General features: G+C 42.9%; 14 protein-coding genes and 1 pseudogene. 8 read left to right on the top strand and 7 right to left on the bottom strand.

Going from position 1 to position 15,211, the window contains the following annotated elements; translation table 11 throughout:
* The first annotated feature begins 49 nt into the window (after positions 1-49).
* From putA to ACED60_RS02130, 4 genes are all read left to right on the top strand, one after another.
* Positions 50-3,205, top strand: a complete 3,156-nt coding sequence (gene putA / locus ACED60_RS02145) for a bifunctional proline dehydrogenase/L-glutamate gamma-semialdehyde dehydrogenase PutA (RefSeq protein ID WP_371726822.1) — start codon at positions 50-52, stop codon at positions 3,203-3,205.
* An 11-nt stretch (positions 3,206-3,216) separates the two neighbouring features.
* Positions 3,217-3,921: a 1-pyrroline-5-carboxylate dehydrogenase gene (locus ACED60_RS02140; protein ID WP_371726821.1), complete on the top strand. Its 705-nt coding sequence runs from the start codon at positions 3,217-3,219 to the stop codon at positions 3,919-3,921.
* 187 nt (positions 3,922-4,108) lie between these two features.
* Positions 4,109-5,599 (top strand): sodium/proline symporter PutP, encoded by a 1,491-nt coding sequence (gene putP, locus ACED60_RS02135; protein ID WP_029222791.1) that lies wholly within the window; start codon positions 4,109-4,111, stop codon positions 5,597-5,599.
* Positions 5,600-6,039: 440 nt separating this feature from the next.
* Positions 6,040-6,210, top strand: a complete 171-nt coding sequence (locus tag ACED60_RS02130; RefSeq protein ID WP_017097212.1) for a hypothetical protein — start codon at positions 6,040-6,042, stop codon at positions 6,208-6,210.
* A gap of 62 nt (positions 6,211-6,272) precedes the next feature.
* On the opposite strand, the gene ACED60_RS02125 is transcribed toward ACED60_RS02130, so the two are convergent.
* Positions 6,273-6,443 (bottom strand): hypothetical protein, encoded by a 171-nt coding sequence (locus tag ACED60_RS02125; RefSeq protein WP_009845996.1) that lies wholly within the window; start codon positions 6,441-6,443, stop codon positions 6,273-6,275.
* Positions 6,444-6,722: 279 nt separating this feature from the next.
* On the opposite strand from ACED60_RS02125, the gene ACED60_RS02120 reads away from it, so the two are divergent.
* Positions 6,723-7,211, top strand: coding sequence for an Lrp/AsnC family transcriptional regulator (locus ACED60_RS02120; RefSeq protein WP_009845995.1), 489 nt, complete (start codon positions 6,723-6,725; stop codon positions 7,209-7,211).
* A 109-nt stretch (positions 7,212-7,320) separates the two neighbouring features.
* On the opposite strand, the gene ACED60_RS02115 is transcribed toward ACED60_RS02120, so the two are convergent.
* Positions 7,321-8,025, bottom strand: a complete 705-nt coding sequence (locus ACED60_RS02115) for a DUF445 domain-containing protein (protein ID WP_371726820.1) — start codon at positions 8,023-8,025, stop codon at positions 7,321-7,323.
* Positions 8,026-8,387: 362 nt separating this feature from the next.
* Positions 8,388-9,409, bottom strand: a pseudogene (locus tag ACED60_RS02110) (tyrosine-type recombinase/integrase).
* A 48-nt stretch (positions 9,410-9,457) separates the two neighbouring features.
* Between ACED60_RS02110 and ACED60_RS02105 the strand changes: the two are divergent.
* Complete coding sequence (locus ACED60_RS02105) at positions 9,458-9,718, top strand: hypothetical protein (protein WP_371726819.1); 261 nt, start codon at positions 9,458-9,460, stop codon at positions 9,716-9,718.
* A 53-nt stretch (positions 9,719-9,771) separates the two neighbouring features.
* Here the strand turns inward: ACED60_RS02105 and ACED60_RS02100 are convergent, their stop codons facing one another.
* From ACED60_RS02100 to ACED60_RS02085, 4 genes are all read right to left on the bottom strand, one after another.
* A complete protein-coding gene (locus ACED60_RS02100) occupies positions 9,772-11,844 on the bottom strand; it encodes an RNA-binding domain-containing protein (RefSeq protein ID WP_371726818.1) in 2,073 nt (690 codons plus the stop codon).
* A 52-nt stretch (positions 11,845-11,896) separates the two neighbouring features.
* Positions 11,897-12,271 carry a PH domain-containing protein gene (locus ACED60_RS02095; RefSeq protein WP_371726817.1) on the bottom strand — a complete coding sequence of 125 codons (375 nt, stop codon included), beginning with the start codon at positions 12,269-12,271 and terminating at the stop codon, positions 11,897-11,899.
* A gap of 76 nt (positions 12,272-12,347) precedes the next feature.
* Positions 12,348-13,898, bottom strand: coding sequence for a hypothetical protein (locus ACED60_RS02090; RefSeq protein ID WP_371726816.1), 1,551 nt, complete (start codon positions 13,896-13,898; stop codon positions 12,348-12,350).
* Positions 13,898-14,557 carry a helix-turn-helix domain-containing protein gene (locus ACED60_RS02085; RefSeq protein ID WP_371726815.1) on the bottom strand — a complete coding sequence of 220 codons (660 nt, stop codon included), beginning with the start codon at positions 14,555-14,557 and terminating at the stop codon, positions 13,898-13,900. Before ACED60_RS02085 ends, ACED60_RS02090 begins: the two co-directional genes overlap by 1 nt.
* 166 nt (positions 14,558-14,723) lie before the next feature.
* Between ACED60_RS02085 and ACED60_RS02080 the strand changes: the two genes are divergently transcribed.
* Both ACED60_RS02080 and ACED60_RS02075 read left to right on the top strand, forming a co-directional pair.
* Positions 14,724-14,936, top strand: a complete 213-nt coding sequence (locus tag ACED60_RS02080; RefSeq protein ID WP_102248741.1) for a hypothetical protein — start codon at positions 14,724-14,726, stop codon at positions 14,934-14,936.
* A 110-nt stretch (positions 14,937-15,046) separates the two neighbouring features.
* Positions 15,047-15,199: a hypothetical protein gene (locus ACED60_RS02075; protein ID WP_157936312.1), complete on the top strand. Its 153-nt coding sequence runs from the start codon at positions 15,047-15,049 to the stop codon at positions 15,197-15,199.
* Positions 15,200-15,211: the final 12 nt, after the last annotated feature.

The raw sequence follows: 15,211 nt of genomic DNA, 5'->3' as shown, positions 1-15,211 counted from the left end.
CATTGTAGAGATCCCGGGCTAATTCCGGGTGTGAGATTAAGGAAAACGCATGTTTACAGCTACTGATGTGTTAAAGCCAGAATTCAACGAGCAGTCGCTTGCTGATCTATGGTCGCTTATCTCACCATTATATATGGTGGATGAAACCCAATGGCTAGAGCAACTTCTGCCGCTAGCTACCCCTTCTGAGTCAGAAAAGCAGCAGATCACAGACAAAACGACATCATTGATCGAAGCTATCCGTGCGGATAAGACTTCTATCCAGATGATCGATGCATTGTTGCTTGAATACAGCTTAGATACTCAAGAGGGCATCTTGCTAATGTGTCTGGCGGAAGCCTTGATGCGTATTCCTGATTCAGCAACCGCTGATGCTCTGATTCGTGACAAATTAAGCGTTGCGGATTGGAAATCTCACCTAAAGAATTCAGACTCAGTATTTGTTAACGCATCCACTTGGGGATTAATGCTAACAGGCAAGGTGGTTGGACTTTCATCTAAAGAGCAAAGTGCGGGTCAAGCGGTTAACCGTTTAGTGAACAAGCTTTCTGAGCCGGTAATTCGCAAAGCGATGCACCAGGCAATGAAGGTGATGGGTCACCAATTTGTTCTTGGCCGCAGCATTGCTGAAGCGCAGAAGAACGGTAAGCCTATGCGTGACAAAGGTTTTACCTATTCATACGACATGCTAGGTGAAGCGGCACTGACTACAGCTGACGCAAACAAATACTTCAAAGATTACCTAATGGCGATTGAAGCCGTAGGTCGAGACAACTATGTTTCTCCAGAATCGAAGGTCTCTTCAAAATCGAGCCCTGCGCCATCGGTATCTATCAAGCTTTCTGCGCTTCACCCACGTTATGAAGTGGCGAACGAAGACCGCGTATTGACTGAACTTTGCGACACGCTAGAGCAGCTATTGCGCCGTGCAGTCGAGCTCGATGTTGCGATTACGATTGATGCGGAAGAAGCGGATCGCCTAGAGCTTTCTCTTAAATTATTTGAAAAACTGTACCGCACTGACCTTGTAAAAGGTTGGGGTAAATTTGGTCTGGTTATTCAAGCATACTCAAAGCGTGCACTTCCGGTTCTAGTATGGCTAAACCGCCTAGCGAAAGAGCAGGGTGATTTGATCCCGCTTCGCTTAGTTAAAGGTGCTTACTGGGACAGCGAAATCAAATGGTCGCAACAAGCGGGCTTTACTGATTACCCAGTTTACACACGCAAAGAAGCGACAGACGTAGCTTACCTTGCATGTGCGCGTTACCTATTGAGCCCAAGCGTTCGTGGCAATATCTTCCCGCAGTTTGCGAGCCACAATGCTCATACGGTTTCTGCTATTGCCGTTATGACCGACCATAAAGACTTTGAATTCCAACGCTTACATGGCATGGGTGATTCTCTTTACAACCACGCGATGGAAGCTTACCAACAGTCGGTACGTATCTACGCACCGGTTGGTAGCCATAAAGATCTACTGCCATACCTAGTACGTCGCTTGTTAGAAAACGGCGCAAACAGCTCGTTTGTACACCGTTTAGTTGATGCTCGTTGCCCTGTCGCTGAGCTGACGCAACATCCTGTCGATATGCTTCTGGCGTTCGATACGCTGCACAACACTAAGATTCCTCTGCCTCCAGCGGTATTCCCTGAGCGTAAGAACTCTTACGGTGTGAACATTGATATTGAAAGCGAAGCGCATCAGTTTGAAGAGCAAGTAAAAGGCTTCTTAAACAATCAATGGACTGCGGGCCCTGTGATCAACGGTGAATCTCTTGCCGAAAGCATGATCAAGGCTGATCAGAACGTTGAGAAAGTGACTGCACCTTATGATCGTCGTATTCATGTGGGTAAGGTGGCTTTCGCTAACCTTGATCATGTTTCCGCAGCGATCACTGGCGCAGACGCAGTATTCGCTGATTGGAACGCAACTTCGGTTGAAACCAAAGCAGCGGCACTTGATAAGTTGGCTGACCTGATGGAAGACAACCTCGCTGAGCTGGTGGCGATTTGTCACCAAGAAGCGGGTAAGACAATTCACGACAGTGTTGATGAAGTACGTGAAGCGGTCGACTTCTGCCGTTACTACGCAAAACAAGCTGACAACCTACAAGGTTTCGAACTAAAAGGTTTTGATGGCCAAACACGAATCGCTTCACGACAAGGTCGTGGTGTGTTCGTTTGTATCAGCCCTTGGAACTTCCCTCTAGCCATCTTCCTTGGCCAAATTACAGCAGCACTAGTGGCGGGTAATACGGTTGTGGCGAAGCCTGCCGAGCAAACAAGCTTGATTGCAGCTCGCGCGGTTGAACTGATGAATGAAGCGGGCTTTCCTGCTGGAACGATTCAGTTACTACCGGGTCGCGGTGCTGAGATCGGTAGTGCACTCACCAGTCATGATGCGATTGCGGGCGTTGCCTTTACTGGTTCTACGCCAACGGCACAGCGTATCAATGTGTCATTAGCCACTCGTAACGCTAAGCCAGTTCCGTTTATTGCGGAAACAGGCGGCCAGAACGCGATGATCGTCGACAGTACTGCACTGCCTGAACAGGTAGTTCGTGATGTGATTCGTTCAGCATTCGCTTCAGCAGGTCAGCGTTGTTCGGCACTACGTGTGCTTTACATCCAAGAAGACATTGCAGACCGCGTGGTTGGATTGATTCACGGAGCAATGGACGAGTTGAGTGTTGGTATTCCACACCTTCATAAAACCGATGTTGGCCCTGTTATCGACCAAAACGCAAAACAGAAGCTAATGGCGCACTTAGAAAACATGACCAATACCCAGAAGAAGGTGGCTCAACTTTCTCTAGGTAGTGATTGTGAACATGGTGATTTTGTTCCACCAAGTGCTTTTGAAATTGATGACATCAGCTGCTTGAAAGAAGAACAGTTTGGCCCAGTGCTACACATTGTTCGCTTCAAAGCGAGTGAGCTAGCGCAAGTGGTAGACCAAATCAACCAAACGGGCTTTGGCTTAACCATGGGTATCCACAGTCGTAACGAGACAACTTACCGTTGGATCGAAAAACACGTTCGTGTGGGTAACTGCTACATCAACCGTGACCAAGTGGGTGCCGTTGTTGGTGTTCAACCATTTGGTGGTCAAGGCTTGTCAGGTACTGGCCCTAAAGCGGGTGGTCCTCACTACCTATACCGCTTTACTGATGTTCATTTCTCTCAATCACAAGACAAGGCATAAGGAGCATTATCATGGTTCATCAAGTGACAGGTTTTTCTGATGCTTTGCTAGCGTGGGAACAATGGAACCTTACAGACTTTGATTACAAGAGTGCTCAGGTACTTGCGCTTAAATCAGAGATCGAAAGTCAATCTGCGCCTTTGGCGACGGTGGCGACTTATCATCTAGAGCAAGCGTCTGCGCTGCTTTCTGAACATCACCTAATGGCAGGTCCTACGGGCGAAACCAATGAGTTGTATGCCGCTGGTCGCGGTGTGGCTTTGGTGATTGTTGATGATTGCGAAGTGAAAGTGCCAGCGCTGCAAACTGCAATGGCTTTGATTACTGCCGCGCTATTGGCAGGTAACAGCGTCCAATTGTGCAGTGATGATGTGCAGTTCAATACCTTAGTTGCAGACGCAGCTAAGTCGGCGAACTTGCCAACTAACTTGGTGCAAGTTGCCTCGTATGATGCTGCTCAACAGTTGTTGTCTTGCGATGTACGTAGCGTGGGTTACGTAGGTAAATCGCAAACGGCACAAGCTATCAATTTACAGCTTGCTAAGCGTGACGGTGCAATCGTCGGTTTAGTAGCTGAAACGGATCTGGCGACAATGAATGTTGCTAATGATCCACACCTATCGCTGCGCTTCATTACCGAGCGTACGCGAACTATAAATATAACAGCCGTGGGCGGTAACGCGACCTTGCTCGAACTTGGAAGCGAAGCTCACTAACCTTCAGTAAAATTGGCTCTAAGCACTTTTGGTTTTTTCCATTGTTGGGTTTTCTCCATCTTTGGATTTAATTCATAGTGCATTGGAGCCTCAATACCTAACTCAATGCACTTGCTTGCCTTTACGGTGAGTACCTTGCATTGAATTAGGCATGGAAGGCTTTCTACAAAATGAGGACTATCAAATGATAGAAAACAGTTTTGCAATAACGACGACGTTCATTGCGTATCTAATTATGATGCTAGCGATCGGTGTTATTGCTTACAAACGTACATCTAACTCAACTGACTACTTCCTAGGTGGTCGCTCGTTAGGTCCATGGCCTGCTGCACTTTCTGCTGGTGCATCAGACATGAGTGGTTGGTTGCTACTTGGCCTGCCTGGTTACGCTTACGCTGCTGGCTTTGAAGCATTTTGGCTTGCTGGTGGCCTACTTGTTGGTACTTGGGCAAACTGGTTAATCAGTGCAAAACGTCTACGTACTTACAGCATTACGACTGAATCACTGACGCTGCCTGAGTTCCTATCTCGTCGCTTCAACGATAATTCTAAGCTGATCCAAACAATTTCTGCTTTCTTTATCCTTTTATTCTTCCTTTTCTACACAAGTTCAGGCTTGGTAGCAGGTGGTAAATTGTTTGAAACGGTATTCGGCCTAGATTACACAACAGCGGTAATCATCGGCACGGTATGTGTGGTTTCGTACACCCTGTTTGGTGGCTTCCTAGCGGTATCTTGGACTGACTTAGTCCAAGGCCTGCTAATGTCTGCTGCGCTATTGATTGTACCAATCGCAGCAATGAACGGTGGCCTTGGTCAGCTATCTAGCGACCTGCACAACATCAACCCAGAGCTGCTAACGCTATGGAATGATGCGAAGGGTGAGCCACTGTCTGCTATTGCGATCATCTCGCTAGCGGCATGGGGCTTGGGTTACTTCGGTCAACCACACATCCTTGCGCGTTTCAAAGCAACACGTAGTAATAAAGACCTAACAACAGCGCGCCGCATTGCCGTTATCTGGACTGCACTGTCTATGATTGGTGCAATGCTTGTGGGTCTTGTTGGTCTAATCTATGTGACGAACTCTGGCGCACCTAAGCTAGACGATGGCGAGAAGATCTTCATGCTTCTTGTGAACGCGATGTTCCACCCAGTAATCGCCGGCATCCTACTTGCTGCCATTCTAGCGGCAATCATGAGTACTGCGGATTCACAACTTCTTGTTTCTTCATCTGCAATGGCAGAAGACCTGTATAAGCAAGTTTTGAAGAAAGACGCAACGTCAGAAGAGATTGTTCGTGTAGGCCGTTTCGCGGTTATTCTAATTTCTCTTGTTGCTCTTGTTCTGGCGATGACACCAGATAGCTCAGTACTTGGCCTTGTATCTTACGCATGGGCTGGTTTTGGTGCTGCATTCGGTCCTGCAATCGTATTAAGCCTATACTGGTCTCGCATGAACCGTAACGGCGCTCTAGCGGGTATCGTGGTTGGTGGTGTTACGATTGTACTTTGGAAGCAGTTCACGGGCGGTTGGTTCGATGTTTACGAAATCGTACCGGGAATCATCCTATCGACGCTTTCTATCGTTATTGTGAGTCTAATGACTGGTGAGCCAGAAGACGAAGTGAAAAAGCAACACGCTGAGTTCAAGAAGAACCTAGTTGAGCTAGACTAATTTACATTGTAAAACATATGTGAATTAGCAAAGAACATTAGCTAAAAAGCAATTGTAAAAAGAAATTGAAAAATAAAAGTAATAGAGTCACTTCGGTGGCTCTATTTTTTTATGTGGGCACTACCTTTGTCTTATAAAAAACCAGTAGGATACAGAAGAAGCACGGCTGTTATGAGGTTTACAATGTAAATCGAAACCAAATGATAGAAGGGAAATAAATAGAAGATAAAGGCTTTTCATAGCGCTTGATGTCAAAAAATAACCGATAAAATGGCTATTTTTTGAACTTGGCGCTCACTTTTGTTATTAGCTCGGTGAATTATTACACTGAATTGGACATCATGTGTCAATTATCAGTAACCACTAAAGACCTATAGGACAAAGGTATGCCTGATCTCTATTGCAAAGGATGTAAAAAAACAACACTACATAAGTCTATAATGAAACGTTGTGAATCTGAGCCTGAGACAACCTCTGGCCGTATGATGCAATGGACGTCAAAGCTATTTAGTGGAAACCTGTACTACGACATGGAAACTCAACACTTCTGTCGAACGTGTAACTGTCGTTGTGAAACAGGAACTGCAGTTCCCCAAGTTGGTCTGGCTTAGATTGTAGTAAGTGCTTACTAACTTAGATTTAAAAACCTCCCTGATGGAGGTTTTTTCGTTTTTTATGCCGCTTTTAGTGAAGGTTCTGCCTCGACGACATTGCCATCAATCTTAACTTCCCAGCCATAGTTTGAGTATTCACTTGCGAGTGCTTGGGCAACATCTTTTGATACCGTTACGTGTGTCCATGAACCGATTCCGTAAGGTTTATATGCGAGTTCTTGCGTTTTCATAATAGAGTCATCCTTTCTCTTTGAGAATTCTATTATTTACTTTGGCCTATATCCTTTCTTTCGTTTCTGGCTCAACTTATTTGTTAATCGGGTCATTTCTATAATAATTTGTTAATAACTGGAGTTTGATTTATAAGGGTTGTTATCGCTCTGTTCGGTTTTATATTTAACGTGAATAGGAATGGTCTATTTAGTTTTCTAAATGTGTGAGCAAGGTTTTCTTCGATTGCTCTTAGTATGGAATATACTGAGCGCAATCTAGAATGTTTAAGGAATATTATGTCTCAGCATCAACTCGATCGTATCGATAAAGAGATACTAAGAATTCTGCATATGAAAGGCCGTTTGCCCGTTGTTGAACTAGCGAAACAGGTCAACCTAACAACTTCACCTTGCTCTGATAGGTTGAAGCGATTGGAAAAAGTGGGCTACATCACTGGTTATCATGCTGAGCTTTGTTCAGAAAAGTTGGGGCTCGATGTCCAAGTGTTTATCCATATTCGCCTCGATCAAACCAGTTTTTCAATTTTTGATAAATTTGCCCAAGCGGTTGAAACGATGCCTGAAGTCGAAGAGTGCTATTCGCTGTCGGGGGATTTTGACACCATGATCAAGGTTCGAGTAAAAGACATGAAGGCGTACCAAGCGTTTATGGCAACGAAATTGGGTACCCTGCCAGGTGTGATTCAGACACGCAGCGAAGTGGTGATTGAAGAACACAAGAAGGGCTTTGGTGTTAACCCTGAGTTGTTGGCCACCATAAAATAGTGACCTGCTTTCGCCTTACCAAGGTTATTTAGATATAAAAAATGGAAGCCAATAAGCTTCCATTTTTGTTGAACGTCAGATAAAGAGCAATCGGATAAACTTCTCCGCCTTACAGCGTAATTGCGGCAGAGGTTAAACCAATCACACCGCCGAATACCCCACCCCAAACGACCAACCAACCAAGGTGTTTCTTGATCATGGTCTGAACCATCTCTTTAACCAGTTTTGGTGTCAGTTCATTCAAGCGCTGATCGATGATCGCTTCAATGTTCTCTTTGATTTCATCCATCATCGCAGGTGATTCAAGTTCATCCTTGATGGCATTTTTTACCGAATCACTCTTGCTGATTTCAATCACAGACTCTTGCATCTTCTCAACAAATGGCGCCTTCATTGGTTGCAGTGCTTCTGTACCCCCAACCATCGCCAACATGCCACCAAACTGTGAGTTTTCGATAACATGCACCAGCGATTCGAATGCAGGGTTAAAGTCGATCTTCTTGATCACAGGCTCTAGGTTGAGTGACTTTCCTGTCATCTCACTACTAAGAAAACGGTCGATGTTACTTTCGGTAAAGAACTGTTCCATCATCAGTTGTTTGATGGCTGCCTTGAACTCTTCAAAGCGTGCTGGAATAACGCCAGAACCATATAGGCCGGGTACTTTCTCGAACAACATGTGAATCGCAAGCCAGTTGGTGATAGCACCAGAAAATGCGAATAGGCCTGCATAAAGCAAGTATTGGTTTGCTGTCGCATAGCCGCCAGCAAGCAGTGCTAACGCAATAACGTTAGTTAAGACACTTTTGTTCATGGTTGATCTCTAAAAAGAATACTGCGCGCATTTTAAGAAAAAAACGCCAAGAAAAAAACAAAAGGATCGATGAAGTTTATAGAACCAATGAAAACAGACGAGAAAGGGGAGAAGAATAACAGACATAAAAAAGGCTAGCCTCCCCCCGAAGTCTAGCCTTATTCCAGAACGCGCAAGCGAAGCGTCATTGTTGTTAATGTCATTATATGATTACGACATAACATTCTGCCATGTGTAATTTACCGCCAATTAACATTTTGGTGTGAATTACGCCGCACTTTTAAAATGGAAGATAAATTAAGCGCTCGTTGTCTGTTCAAGATCATCACCAATAAAGCCACCGGTTTTATCTATCTCATCCGCTACTTATCATAAATCATTGATTTTATTAAATAGGAGAATGATGCAAAAACGTAAAAATTGAGAATAACCGACGAAACCCGACCATAAGCGAGCTCTGCCGCCGTTTTGTCGCCACCATTCATCATAAAGTGGCTAGCAAAGGTATGTCGAAAAACGTGAGTGGCTTGCCCTTCCGGTACATGGTTTGGTAATGATCGCTTTACACATTTCCAAGCGGAGTTGTAACAAACATCGAATATGGCGTGCCCACTTACTGAACTCCCTAATATCTCTTCATATAAAGCAGGAGAAATAGGAACAGATCGATTTTTCTTACCTTTCGTTTCAGTGTAGGTCAGTTTGTACCTTGTTACTTGAGAACGTTTAAGGGAAAGAGCTTCCCCTATACGGCACCCAGTAGCCAAACAGATTTTAGCAGCGGTGTAAATTTTCTTTGCTGAAGGGCTGCCATCAGCGGCTATAGCACTAAGAACGGCAGGTATCTGTTCTTTTGTTAAGTAGCTAAGTTCTTTCTCAGCATTTTTGACAAGCTCAATATCCGCTAAAGGGTTCGGCAGCTTCCATAAGTCATACTTTATTAGCCTACTGAACATAGCGCGTAAGGTTTTTAGCTCAATGTTATGAGTAGCGGCAGAGATAGTAATATTTGGACGGCTAGGATGATGACTAACTCGATTAGCGCGATAGGCTAAATAGTCTTTTTTCGTGAATAGTCGCGCTAAGGGGTTATTGAGCATTGCGATCGTTTTGGCCATAACATCATATGAGTTCTGACCAGTTTTCATCGTGTGGCCATGAACCTCCCACCAGGTATCGAGCAGATCTTTTAGCCTACGGTTATCTGCTTTTCCCCTAACCATGGCTTGTCGTCGATCTCATTCATTGTGAAACGTTCAAACGCCGCCGCTTCGCCCTTAGTCGCAAACCGCTTTCGAATACGTTTACCATCGCGGCCATTTGGGTAGCATTCGCATATCCATGGTTTGTTAGAGCCGTCTTTTAAATTGAGGTTAAGGCACATGTTTACTTTTTAAGATTCTGGTTTTAGAAAAGGCTAATTAGGTTCGCTATGTTTCAATCAATTCAGGTTAGCTCTGGTTATAGCATATTCAGAATGAACGGTGATGGGCCGCTAGGGATGAACCCAAAAAATGATGGGTCGGTGGATGCGCTTCTAAAGCGAGGAAATCGATTCACCGCGCCGTTCGGTGGCTTTATTAAGGCTAAAAATATTATCGGTTTAAAGTTAGGTGAGGTAGAAGGGAAGCTCAATATTTGTCACGAAGTCGATAAAGGTTTTTTTAGTGTATCACCGACAAAGAGCCTATAATTTAAATCGAATAGGCCCTGAAAATACTCAGGGCCTATGTGCAAGCAAACAAGCTATGAAGTAGGTGAAGATGTACCTTGTATTGTCGTTACATAGCCTTGTCTCTCATGGGTTGGTTGTTGTGGAAAAGCGTATTCTAAAAGCTTTTCTTTCCTCATTTTTGTTAAATACTGCTGTCTTAAACTATCCGAGTTTCTGTCAATAATAATCGCAATTGAAGCCAGTGATACATAATGACCAGAACAAACAGCAGCGATGATCTCTATCATTGTTTGGCGTGGTAGTTTTCCTTTTTCTCTCGAACTTCTGGCCATTTCTTCTAAGTCATGTCTAAAGTCTGGTGTTAACTGAGACACATCATCGATAAATGGATAATCAAGCCCTTCAATAATTAGTCGACCGTATATATCCCTTTTATTACATTTACTAGTCGGTAAAAAGTCCTTAGGGTCTAAGCTTAAATGTTCGGAGCTAGTGGCTAAACATTCGGAGCTAATCATCAAATGTTTGGAGCTACCTGCCATATGTTCGGAGCTAGAAGGTGAATGTTCGGAGCTAGGCATAGCTAAAGGATGAATATCGTCATCATTTATAGCTCCTTGTTTAAATACTTCGTCTACAGTAGAAACTTTAACTCCAGGTAATGTGTAGAACTTTTCCTTATGAGCACCTGTTGACTCAAGCATTCCACATTTTTCAAGTCGTGGTAGTGCGACCGTTACTACCCTTGTGTGTTCATCTGTCAGTTGCATTATGCGTTCGTGATTTACCCACCTTTCTGCCGCTGCTGTAATTAAAATCATACGATCTAATTCTGGTAGAGCATTGAATTTATCCCCAAAGCGGCTTTGTAATTGGTTTACAATTTCAGTGGGAACAAGACTTACCATTCTAAGTTCTAACAGGGTCTGCTCTGGTTCTGTTTTTTCGTAAAGCTTGGGCTTTTGCCAGTGCTGGTTGTCCCAATTTGAGAAGATTTTATTTACACCAGAACCTAATCTTTCACTTAGGCCTACCATTCGGAATAAATCATGAATAGCATTATTTCGGCAATCACTCTCCCCCCCTAAGATTGCGACTTCTGGGGGGATACGCATGAGTCCAGGGTTTCTAAAGCCAAACATATCTGGGCGTTTGACTATTGTAATGGGCTTAGTACATGAAAAATCAGCATGTGCTAGTGTATTAACTAAAGCCTCTCGTATTGCTTCATGTACCGGGCTTATTTCGGCTCTTTGGTCTGTTTCTAAATGGAAAGGAACTTTTAAATCAGTCGTAAGTTTTTTGAAAACTTTCAGATAAAAATCGTATAGATTCCCTGACCAAGTACCATCAAGTGTTATCCTGTCAGAGTAACGAGCGTGTTTTTCTGCTGCTTCTCTCTCAATGTAATCTAAGTGGTAGTGGCTTAAGTGATCTTTTATGGCGATATCTTGCCCAAACATTAGTAAGCCAGCTAAGGTTAGGCCTTCTTCTTTAGTTGTTCTATTCTTTTTCCATCCACCTAGGCGAATGAGAAAGTTTTTGTCGTCTAAGTCGTTGAATGGGTGTTCTGGATCTCGGACTTGAAAATGGCGTCGATACTTCTGTAAGGTCGACATATCAAGATCGTCAATTCCAAAATCAACAAGAACCAGAGAATCTCTTGGCTCTGTCCCTCGTTCAGCCCACATTCTTTGTAACGCACTATCGGTTGCCCGATTATCACCTTCATGATGACGAATATAAGTGCCTAATTTGGGATTATTATTAATGTACACCGGTTTTTGCTGACGGTTTGCTTTAGGAACAGTAATTTTTACAACGTTCTTACCTTCAATATTCAGTACTTCAACGTACTTATCACCATCCCCCTCTAGCAAGTTGACACTTACTGATTGAGGGTTACCAAGCCTTGCAAAAAGAGCCTTTTTAATTTTATCTGTATCTTTAACACCAGAAACTTCGAATGAACAATCTTCGAGCTCTGTTAGCCCGAGAAAAACAGTACCTCCATAGGTATTTGCAAAAGCGCTATATGTTTCCCAAAAGTCTTTAGGAAGATCTGATTTAGCCCTCTTACATTCAATTTCACTGCTTTCGCGGAGTTCAGCAATAAGTTCTTGCCAGTCGTCGATAACACCCATCTTTCATCCTTTAATTATTGTACTAACCATTGGCGCTTTTATACTTGAGGAACTAAATGCCAGAACCAATTAGTGAGGCAATTCTCTTAACATCAGTGCCTTTACCAAACAAAAATTCAATTTCACCAAGTCCTGAAGCCCATAGTTTGAACTCTGCATCTAGGTCAAATGTTCCGGCAGTCTCAACAGAGAACGCAGTGATCTTGCTGTAGGGAAGAATAAAAAATTCAGCTTTTTTACCGCGTAGCCCTTGAACATCAATGGTGATAATACGCTTATTCGTGAGAATGAGCATGTCACGAACCGTTTTGTATTCAAGTTCGACCGTTTCACCTTTTTGAATGAGAAAGCCGTAACGATCTTCGCCACTGCCAAGCTTCTCTTCAGTAAGCCCTACGAGTTTCATTCCTTTAAAGCCTTTTAACATGGGTGTACTCCTAGCTATTTATTATCGTTTTGAGTTTTTTATACAAAAAGTGCCACACATGGTGGCACTGATATTGTTATTGTTTTGGTTGACGCCCAAAGCGCTGAGAAACCGTCTTATTTTGTCCATTTAAAGACTTAGCAATACCCACCGCTTCTTTCATATCCCTTAGGAAATCAGGTACGTTTTGTGTGTCAGCTTTGCCATCGTGGAAGTTGAAGAACGAACTAACTAATTCTTTCTTAATTGCTGCTCTTTCTTCTTTTTCTAGCTCTTCAAGGTATGGCGAAATGGTTGCTAATTGGATGCCACGTTGACGATAAAGGTTCTCTTTATGTCGATGGCCAGCAGCTTCTTTCAACAAATAAAGCGCAGGAGCCGTCAGTAAAATAATCATCGACAATCGCATAAACATAAGAGAAATAGGACTAGCTCCGTTGTTTAATGAACCATCAACATGAATGACTAAGTCAGGCTTTGGTAGGAAAGGGATTTTAATATTCGTGAGTTCACTAAAGAAGACTGAACCTGCATAAATGGCGGCCAGCATGAAAGCGAAGCCCGCCACTTGAAATAGCCAGTACACGTATCGTTCAGTATTGGCTTGTTTTAAATGCTGATCAGCCATAACACCGGATGTTACGATACTTAGTTGTCTATCAAGAGTCTGAATTTTATCCTGAAAAGCAGCCTCCATTTCTTTTTTCATTTCATCATAGTGACTTATTTTATCGTCAATTCGTTTGTTTATTGTACCTATGATCTCATTCAGGTGGCCGTCGAAAGACTCTTGTGCGTCAGTTTGAGCATTTTGAATTCTTTGAGATGCATCAGCTGCTGTTTTACGAATCGAATCATTAACGGTGCTTTGACTCTCCGTAATGAATGTATGTAGGGATTCTTTTTCTTCAGATATTATATTCTCATACAATTCTTTGGCATCTGTTGCTTGCTTGGATAGACTTGCCGCAATCCCTTCAGCTCGTTGAATTCTTACTTCAATTCGGTTTGCTGCTTCTTCCTCGTAAGCTTTAAATGATTCTTTTAAATCGGCTCGGTGGAGTTTATTTTGGTGATCAGCCTTAGAGACTAAATTTTGTATCTGAATTTCGGCGCGGTTCGCATGAGTATCTAATTCATCACGCACTGATTGAAGGGTAGAACGTATAGCTTCACTCCCCTCATCAACTCTATTCTGAACAGAGAGCTGTGTGTCTTCCAACAGCTTTCTATTTCTTTCTAATAGATGTCTTATTTGTTCTTTTGTTTGTTCATCTAGTTCGTTAGTTCTTGAATCTTCGATGGCTATCATAAGTTTAGATGCAAGATCTTGTAGTATTCCTATTATCCTAGGGGGGATAGCATCGATGTTCTGGATAAACGAATATACTTCACTATGCAGCCTTTTAGCTAGTGGGCGATGAAGTTGATATGGTGTGGCTTGATTTTCTAATGCATTAAACATCTCGAAAAACTGATTGAAAGAGGAGTATAGTTGCCCATCGTTACGTAAGTGCTCAGATTCACTTAATATATTCCGTGCCCTATGTAGTGAATTTGAAAGTCGTTCATATGTTTTAGGGGCTATAGGGTATAGAGCTGATCTTAAATTGTCATCGATTTCCATCACACCTTCTCCAACACTACAGCTACACGCCCAACAACTTTAATATCTTCTTCAGACACTTCCATGGTGGTATCACAAAATGCGATTGCTAACTTGTTTGGTAAGCGCTGAATAGAGTTGATAGACAAACGGCCATCAATATTAATCAGATACTTTCCACTTACCGCATCGTTTTGCGACTGATCCACTAAGTAACGCGCTTGGTTGGTTTCAACCTCAATGGTCGCTAGCTCGTTCAAATCCCACCGGTTAAACATACGCTTTGCGTAGGGCATATCACCTGTAGCCATTAGCTTTCCATTCTCTAGGTTGTAGCTTTTCAAAATCACAATCCCGTGTTGTGGGCTAGAGATGCTGTCAGCTTCTTGTGCTGGAATTTTGGGTGTTGCTGATGGGCGGAATGGCAGTTTTTCTCGCTCCTCTTCAGAAAGAGCAAGTTCTTCAATAGGTATCCCTAGGGCTAAATGAAGCCTAACCATTAGTTCATGTGAAGTTCGGTTATGGGTATTCCAAGTACTTATTAGCGACGTTTTCAAATCTAATAAGTCAGCCATATCTTTTTGATTTTTACTCTTTGTTAGGATTTTTAGATTTTCTGTGAAATCAGAACCTAACAAATAGTTATAAGCAGGGATTTTTTTATTCTTTAAATTAGACAAGATGCCACCAAAAAGTAAAAAATAATCCACATTCGTGGATGTCTTACCTTCTGGTAATTGAAATTCGTTGAAAATGGATTAATAATCTTTCTCGTACTCAGGTTCACCCGCCGGCCAAAGCTGCATGAACCTGAATGTGTTTGAACTAACGATCAAGGATACCACTATGCTAACCACCAGCCCAGTCATACCCGCCCCTTTCGTGACTTACGAAGAGTACTCCCGCATCTCAGGCTTGCCTTTGGGCATCATCAAAGACTATGTATCACAAGGAAAAATCCTCGTTAAGGAAAAAGGGAAAATCAAAGGAAGAGCCTTTGTAAACATGATTGCCATGCATGAACTCGCGGCTCGTGAAGCGAAAGAGCTGCTTGGCTAAATATTTTGTTCTTCCTTCTTGATAACTGCCCAAATACCCAAGTCTGTTTACTTTTTGGCTATTGATTAAGTTGTCATTTGTATATCCCTTTCTTATAGAGATTGTTAAACATGGATGAACAAGTCGCTATGTGCGTATTACGTGAGCGCAAACAAAAGGCGTTTGTGGGGTATATATTGATAATTTACATACTTGATATTTGGCGTGTAAATACTAATCAAATTAGGGTTATAATTTTAGATGAAGAAATGGCAGCAAGATAAAAACCTGCCGCC

This window comes from Vibrio sp. 1F279 (assembly GCF_041439815.1).
Classification (GTDB): Bacteria; Pseudomonadota; Gammaproteobacteria; order Enterobacterales; family Vibrionaceae; genus Vibrio; species Vibrio tasmaniensis_A.
Note: the sequence above shows the minus strand (reverse complement) of the source record. Positions and strands in the feature narration are given on the sequence as shown.